Origin of the sequence: Microcoleus sp. T3_A4, from assembly GCF_036700465.1 — a bacterium.
Taxonomy (GTDB): Bacteria; Cyanobacteriota; Cyanobacteriia; order Cyanobacteriales; family Microcoleaceae; genus Microcoleus.
This window is the reverse complement of the sequence record NZ_JAUBOY010000101.1, coordinates 1-6,999: the sequence shown is the minus strand read 5'-3', so window position 1 is coordinate 6,999 and position 6,999 is coordinate 1. Positions and strand designations below refer to the sequence as shown.

8 protein-coding genes are annotated in these 6,999 nt (G+C 43.2%); 2 read left to right on the top strand and 6 right to left on the bottom strand.

Translation table 11 applies throughout. The annotated features are described in order from the left end of the window. Positions 1 to 364: 364 nt before the first annotated feature. The 3 genes from QUA07_RS29395 to QUA07_RS29385 form a co-directional block, all read right to left on the bottom strand. On the bottom strand, positions 365 to 838 hold the full coding sequence (locus QUA07_RS29395) for a type II toxin-antitoxin system VapC family toxin (protein ID WP_333332661.1): 474 nt from the start codon (positions 836 to 838) through the stop codon (positions 365 to 367). Between the two features lie 414 nt (positions 839 to 1,252). After that, positions 1,253 to 1,519 carry a hypothetical protein gene (locus tag QUA07_RS29390; RefSeq protein WP_333332659.1) on the bottom strand — a complete coding sequence of 89 codons (267 nt, stop codon included), beginning with the start codon at positions 1,517 to 1,519 and terminating at the stop codon, positions 1,253 to 1,255. Positions 1,520 to 1,712: 193 nt separating this feature from the next. Beyond that, a complete protein-coding gene (locus tag QUA07_RS29385; protein WP_333332656.1) occupies positions 1,713 to 2,180 on the bottom strand; it encodes a hypothetical protein in 468 nt (155 codons plus the stop codon). A gap of 174 nt (positions 2,181 to 2,354) precedes the next feature. On the opposite strand from QUA07_RS29385, the gene QUA07_RS29380 reads away from it, so the two are divergent. Next, a complete protein-coding gene (locus tag QUA07_RS29380) occupies positions 2,355 to 2,690 on the top strand; it encodes a hypothetical protein (protein WP_333332653.1) in 336 nt (111 codons plus the stop codon). Between the two features lie 226 nt (positions 2,691 to 2,916). Continuing rightward, positions 2,917 to 3,558: a Uma2 family endonuclease gene (locus tag QUA07_RS29375; protein WP_333332651.1), complete on the top strand. Its 642-nt coding sequence runs from the start codon at positions 2,917 to 2,919 to the stop codon at positions 3,556 to 3,558. A gap of 134 nt (positions 3,559 to 3,692) precedes the next feature. Here QUA07_RS29375 and QUA07_RS29370 read toward each other — a convergent pair whose 3' ends face one another. From QUA07_RS29370 to QUA07_RS29360, 3 genes are all read right to left on the bottom strand, one after another. Beyond that, the gene (locus QUA07_RS29370) at positions 3,693 to 5,564 is read right to left on the bottom strand and encodes a serine/threonine-protein kinase (protein ID WP_333332648.1); all 1,872 of its coding nucleotides are present in this window, start codon (positions 5,562 to 5,564) and stop codon (positions 3,693 to 3,695) included. Positions 5,565 to 5,782: 218 nt separating this feature from the next. Beyond that, on the bottom strand, positions 5,783 to 6,742 hold the full coding sequence (locus QUA07_RS29365; protein WP_333332645.1) for an aldo/keto reductase: 960 nt from the start codon (positions 6,740 to 6,742) through the stop codon (positions 5,783 to 5,785). Positions 6,743 to 6,765: 23 nt separating this feature from the next. After that, positions 6,766 to 6,999: hypothetical protein (locus QUA07_RS29360; RefSeq protein WP_333332642.1), on the bottom strand; the 234-nt coding region annotated here is incomplete at its 5' end.

Sequence of the window (6,999 nt, the reverse complement as noted above, 5' to 3'; positions counted from 1 at the left end):
GCTTTCATTAGGTTTGATTACACAATGATATTTCATTATTATTGATTGTACCTCATAACAGCGGGAACCGCTGTAAAGATGACTCTTCCCACTTTTGACCTCGCTAATTGAGTATTTATTAGCTACCTAATGGCTCAGTTGAGTGGCGGCGAGTAACCTTTGCAGCACCACCAAGATTTCTCGCCCGTCCGCTCCAACGTGTTGTTAGACCGGGCTTTCGCGATAAGGTTACGACTTTTCTACCGCTTGCTGCTTCCTTTTTGCGGAGGTCAGCAAATATTGCGTCAAAATCATAATTAAAGGACTTCGCATACTCTTCTCGGATTCGGTGGATCTCTTCAACAATCTCATCTGTCCACATGACCTAATCTCCCATTAGTTCGTTGGGTGTGCAAAGAACTGGCAGCACATAGCCGAAATCGAGACTAATCTCCGCCAACTTCCCCTGGATTTGAGCATTCGCAATATGTTTGCAATTCCAAGTTAACAGATAATCCATGCCGTGAACAGTTGCGGTGGCAATGTGAATTGCATCAACTCTTGCTTTTGGAGGCAGATTGCTCCGGGTTAGGAGTTGTACGGCTAAATCTTGTACGTCTTGGTTCAATGCCAACAAGGGAAAATCACGCAGAATCTCCAGTCGTTGAGTGGCGATTCCTGCATCTCCCTGTACCACTTCATCTAGAACTGCCTCCGAGGTATAAAGGGTAAAGGCGCTTCGACGAAATTCCCACCAATCTCTAGTTATTTCTATATTGGCCGCTAAAATTAAATTCTTGGTCGATCGGGCGGTGAGGTAGCCCAAGATACTGGTTTCGATGTAGACGGTTTCGCTCATAAAGAATGAGTTAGCAGCCCTCTTAATTTTATTGAGTGGCAGCTATTGTATCACCACAAACTCGAAAGCTCCCACAAAGATTGCCATCGCCTATTAATAAAAAAAGTAAGGGGCGATCGCCTCCATACCACTCATCTCCTGTTGTCTGGTGAGGAGAGGATTAGGTGATTCTTGTGCGATCGCCTTGCAAATAGAATGGGGATTGCCCGCCATCTTTGTAAGACGAGCAAGACCATGATACCTAAAGTTATGGATCGCCTACATACTGTAATTGATTAAGCGAGAATCGGATTGTTTGCTCATCACGAGCCACGAAATTGTAACACTGAATCCGTCGTCCTTCAAAGCCACGACCAATGTTGTCAGCTACCAGACAAGCTTTGTATGAAGTACCTGCACGCAATTTATCAGTTACTAACCGTGTTCTATCTTTATTCTATTCTGTGTTACATTTGAGTTCAGAACATTAATATTTGCACATCCTCCTGTACGCTCGTTGACGTTGAATTCAGGATCGGTGCAGATGTTGAAGTAGACAGCACCGCCTACGGGTGTAAAATCCCAAACAAATCTCATTTTTGCTATTTGTTGAGCCAAAGCCCCAGAAGATTGAAATAATGAACCTGTAATTAGTAACCCTAGAAAAACGGTTCCAGGAAGTTGAGCCTTTATCTTCTTCATACTTAACAATTTAAGTGTCAAACAATACGTTCCCAATCAAAAACCACACCCGATCGCCCTGTCAGTCGGATTGAGTCTGAACTTTACCACTCATCTCCTGTTGTCTGCTGAGGAGATGATTCGGTGAGGAAGTGCACTCCCTCTAGTGAGCAATAGCGTCTTCACAGTTAGAACTTCCATAAAGGTGGGCGACCTATTGGATAGGTCTACCGTCTGGGATGCTCACCAAAGCCGGACAAGATATAGGTGTTACCGCTTTTAGAACAAAGTTACGTTCAAAAGCTTTTGGACCTGCAACCCAGCGTTTAGTACCTTGATCCAAAAGATACACTTTGTTATTTAAACGATGACCGTTCTCTTTACAAAGAACAATTCTATTTTCCATTGTTAATGATGATGCTTCCTCAATCAGCTCGACATCTATATATTGCTGAACCTGCCTTCCAGGAAACAAGAGGGCGAAAACTTTAGGACCTGCAATCCACCGTCGTTTTCCTTCATCAATCCAGTAGACTTTACCATTACTAGGATGCGCGAGTAGTAAGCCATTCAAATCTGAGCGGTTAACTAGAGCTTGAGCATCATTAATAAATCCAAGAGTAAAAACTTGGGGTAAGGTAGCCGCAGCAAGGCACATTGTAAATTTCAGTAATTTATTCATCTTGTCACCTAAACATTAGCATCTATTCATTTATAGACCGATCGCCCAAAACTGCAAAGCGAAAAAAGACGGATAAAGACGCGAATTTCTAAAATTGCGATGCAAGGCGGATAAAGGCGGATAAAGACGGATAAAGTCGGGTATACTAACGATAGTTCTCCGACCCCCCTACTGATGGACACTGCCCATATCTTGCAATTTGTAGATGAAGTGCTCAGCGCTAATACAGGCAAACATCTCAATGACTTGCAGCGTAAAATTATCGAGGGAATACTGAAGCGACAAAAGTATTCTGATCTTGCAGATACTTACGGTTGTACGGCGGGTCATGCTAAGGATGTAGGTTACGAGCTTTTGCAAATGTTATCTGATGTTTTTGGCGAATCAGTTGATAAAGGTAATCTTAAATCTGTCCTAAAACGGCAATCCACTATAAAGATTGCTTTAAATAATAGTAATAATATTGATGGTAATAGCAACACCATTAACTATATCAAGACCTGCTCATAAAAACCCAGTCCTACCCCAGACAAAAGTCAGCCTCCGACTCCCGACTTCCAGGAAAGCACGAATCAAGTTAAAATTGAAATGATTGGTAAATTACGACAGTTGGGATTGAAGGATGAGCAAATTGCAGAAGTGGTAGGGTTAGCCTTGGAGGTAGTGAAGCAGATAGATTGATAAATATCTTTTAGTTGTTTAAAACACACATCCTCAGTCAGGAGGTATAAATTTTATGTTCGCAGTCGTCACGCCAGAAAAAATTCAGTTGCCACCAGGAACAGTTGTGAGGTTGCCAGGTAGTTGGCAGGATTACCAAGCACTTGTAGAACAATTGGGCGATCGTCAGATTCCGCGCATCAAATATCGACCAGGAGAGATTTTATTAATGTCCCCTTTACCAGTACACGGAAAACAAGCTCATATTATTGCAATGGTGGCAATGGTTTTGCTAGATTATTTGGGGCGAGATTATGAAGCGTTTACACCAATTACCATGGATTTGCCGGAAGAAAGAGGAATTGAACCTGATTATTGTTTTTATATCGATAATTGTGTGGCAATTATTGGTAAAGATCGGATTGCTTGGGGTGTTGAACCGCCACCCGATCTAGTAATTGAAGTAGACGTAACTAGCTACACGGATTTAGATGATTACTTGCCTTATCAAGTGCCGGAACTGTGGCTATTTAAGAAAAATAAGCTCATAATTTACGACTTGCAAAACGATCGATATGTCGAAAGTTCAGTTAGCCGTTATTTATCCAATTTTAATGTATCAGAAATTTTGGAGGAATGCTGGCAAGTGTCGCGCGAGCGCCATACAAGTGCAATAATTCGAGAGTTGCGACGGAAAATTGAAAGGGAGAACGGTTGAATCATATCGTGTCCGGTGAATCGATCGTACTTCCTGTAGGGGCAGCTTCACCACCAACAATAATTGCCTAAAACCACCAATTCTCATAAACCTGCCCCCGCCCAAGGATTACAAACAATTTTGATTGTGGTTAATCAAACAAACATGGTGTTCTGCCAAATCTTAATACTTTTGTCACTGCTGCCGCTAGCCAAAAACTCTCCTTCCGGACTAAAATTAACAGAGTAAACCGAGTTAGTATGACCCGAAATATTACAAATTTCTTGACCGTCTTTCACTCGCCAAATCTTGATAGTTTGATTGCTGCTGCTAGCCAGAATCTCGCCATCGGGACTAAAAGCAATAGAATCAACATACCAAGAATGTCCTGTGATAGTTAAAACTTCTTGCCAATCTTTGACCCACCAAATCTTAATAGTATTGTCATGGCTCCCGCTCGCCAAAAACTCTCCATTTGGACTAAAAGCTATGCAGCGAACGGAGTCTGTATGACCTGTAAGCGTGCGAATTAGCTTCCCATCTTTGACTCGCCAAATTTTGACTGTTCTGTCCCAACTGCAGCTAGCAAGAGTTTCCCCATCCGGGCTAAAAGCGACAAAATAAACTAAATTGATGTGACCCGCAAGCGTGCGAATTTCTTGCCCGTCTTTGACTCGCCAAATCTTGATTGTTCTGTCCCAACTGCTGCTAGCAATAATTTCGCCATCGGGACTGAAAGCTGTGCCGTAAACTGAGTTACTGTGACCGATCAGGGTGCGGATTTCTTGTCCATCTTTCATCCGCCAAAGTTTGACAGTTTTGTCGTGGCTGCTGGTGGCTAGCATCTGTCCGTCCGGGCTAAAAGCTACTGTATAAACCGAGTTAGCGTGTCCTGTGAGGGTGACAATTTCTTGCCCGTCTTCAACTCCCCACAGCTTGATTGTTTTGTCATCGCTGCCACTGGCTACAACTTCCCCGTTTGGGCTGAAAGCCACAGAGTAAATTAAATTTTTGTGACCTGTGAGGGTGTGAAGACATTGCCAGTTATAGGTTTGTTGTTGGGGCTGGACGGGAGTTTTTCCTGGTTTAACTAACTTGGAATTTGTTTGAGGAATTGCTAGATCGATCGCAACTTGGGGATTAATTTCTTTTAATACTTCAACAGCCGTTTGATAGCGGCGGTTGGTAGCATTTTCAATCATTTTGTCTAAAATTTTTCCGAGTTGTTCACTCACGGGGTTGTTGGCCAAATACTGCCGCCATATCCAGACATCTTCACCAGGATCGAAGAGGTCAAAAGGGCTAACTTGAGTTAGCAAATACAAACAAGCTACGCCTAAACTGTACAAATCGCTGGTAAAAAATGCTTTGCCTCTAGCTTGTTCGGGGGCGATGTATTCGGGGCTGCCGATGCTGGTTCCTGTTTTGAGTAAAGCTGTACCTGTGGCAATTTTTGCGGCGCCAAAGTCTACTAAAACTAATTGTTTGTCGGCGCGACGGATGATATTTCCGGGTTTGATGTCTCGGTGAATAACGTTGTGGGAATGGATGAAGTGAAGGACGGGTAATAAGCTATTGAGTAAGTCTTGAATTTGATTTTCGCTAAATCTGCCTTCTGTTTCTACAAGTTGTGCTAAATTTTGCCCGTCGATAAATTCTTGGACTACATATTGTCGGCCGTCTTGGATGGAATAGGCTAAGAGTTCTGGAATTTGAGGGTGTTTGCCCAATTCGTCTAATCGCATTGCTTCTTGTTCAAAAAGTTCGGCTGCTTTTTTGCTGTTGCGATTACTTGCTGATGGGATGAGTGGGGTTTCTGTGAGTAAAAATTGCTTGATAACGCAGCGAGGTTTTGAGGGTTTGTCTTCGTCAACGGCGAGGAATGTTCTGCCAAAACCGCCTTGTCCGATCGCCTTTATAGCCCGGTAGCGATCGCGCAACAGCAGTTTTGAACGGCAATTTCGGCAAATTTTGGCTGCGGGAGGGTTTTGTGGCTTGGAACAGTTGGGATTTAGGCAGTAACTCATTCGATTTTAGATTGCGGATTTTTGATTTTAACTTTTTGAATATTTCCACAGCGCAGTAGATATTATACCTCATTAGCTTTTTAGGAACGGGCTAGAAGCCCATTCCACAAGAAATTCACTCTTTGTGGAACGGGCTTCGAGCCAGTTAAGCGAGAATGGTGATCTGGGCGTGAGTTCCGGAGTACCTTACTATATATGCCAGTTGCGTCAGTTCTGTTTTAGAAGTTCCACATAACGGGGTTATCGTCTAAATGATCGGTGACTGTTCGCCCGATCGCATCAATCTCTTTTAATTCCTCTTCACTCAATTTTACCTCAGCAGCTTTAGCATTTTCGGCTGCTTGTTCCCCGTCGCGCGCGCCGACAATTGCATTTGTTTGTGGCTGGGAAATCAACCAAGCTAAAGCTAAGTTGCCCAAGCTTATCTGGTGGCGATCGGCAATTGGCCTGAGTTGATTTAATGCTGTTTGCACTCGGTCATAATTTTCTTTGATGAACAGCTTATTTTTGGCGCGGTGGTCGCCTTCTTCAAACTTGTGTTCTGGCCCGAATTTACCTGTCAATATTCCTTGAGCTAGAGATGAATAGGCAATGATGGAGATATGATTGTCCACACAATAGGACATCGCCTCTTTTTCTACCCAGCGCCAAAACAGAGAATAGGGCGGTTGCAAGCTGTCGATGCGTCCGTATTGGGCGGCTTCTTCTATTTGGGCGCGGGAGAAGTTGGAAACGCCGATCGCCCGAATTTTTCCCTGTTCTTTTAACTTGTTCAGGGCGTCCATTGTGTCTGCAATTGGCACTAACTTGGAATTCCAAGTGCCAGCAGGCCAGTGGATTTGGTAAAGGTCGATATAATCGGTGTTGAGGTTTTTTAGTGATCGATCACAGGCTTCGATTAACAAATCGGGTTTCAGGTGGTTGGCGAAAACTTTGCTAGCATAAACTACTTGCGATCGCACATTTGAAAGTGCTTGACCGATAATTTGTTCCGAATGCCCTTCTCCATAAACCTCAGCCGTATCAAATGTGGTAATACCTGCCTCAAAAGCCGCGCGCATTGCTTTGACAGTTTCAGCATCCTCAATTCCCACCCACATCCGCTTCCCAGCTTGCCAAGTCCCCATAATTATCGGGGTAATCTGAATTTGTGATGTTCCCAATTGTCGCTTTTGCATACCCTAAGTCCTCATTTATATTTTTAGTATTCACCCTCAAGCTCTCTAATCTTAACAGAAAAAAGTTGGGTAGTCATGTACAGTAATGCTATCGTTTTATTTTGCAATAAAGAGTGATGTACAAAGTTAAAAATTAAAAATGGGAGCATCTCAACGAAAGCAGCCAAGCCCAGAACAGGAGTTATAGTTATTTCAAATAAAAATGAGACACTAAGTTGCACAATAAGCGCGAATAATCTCATCAAGAGATGTGGCAG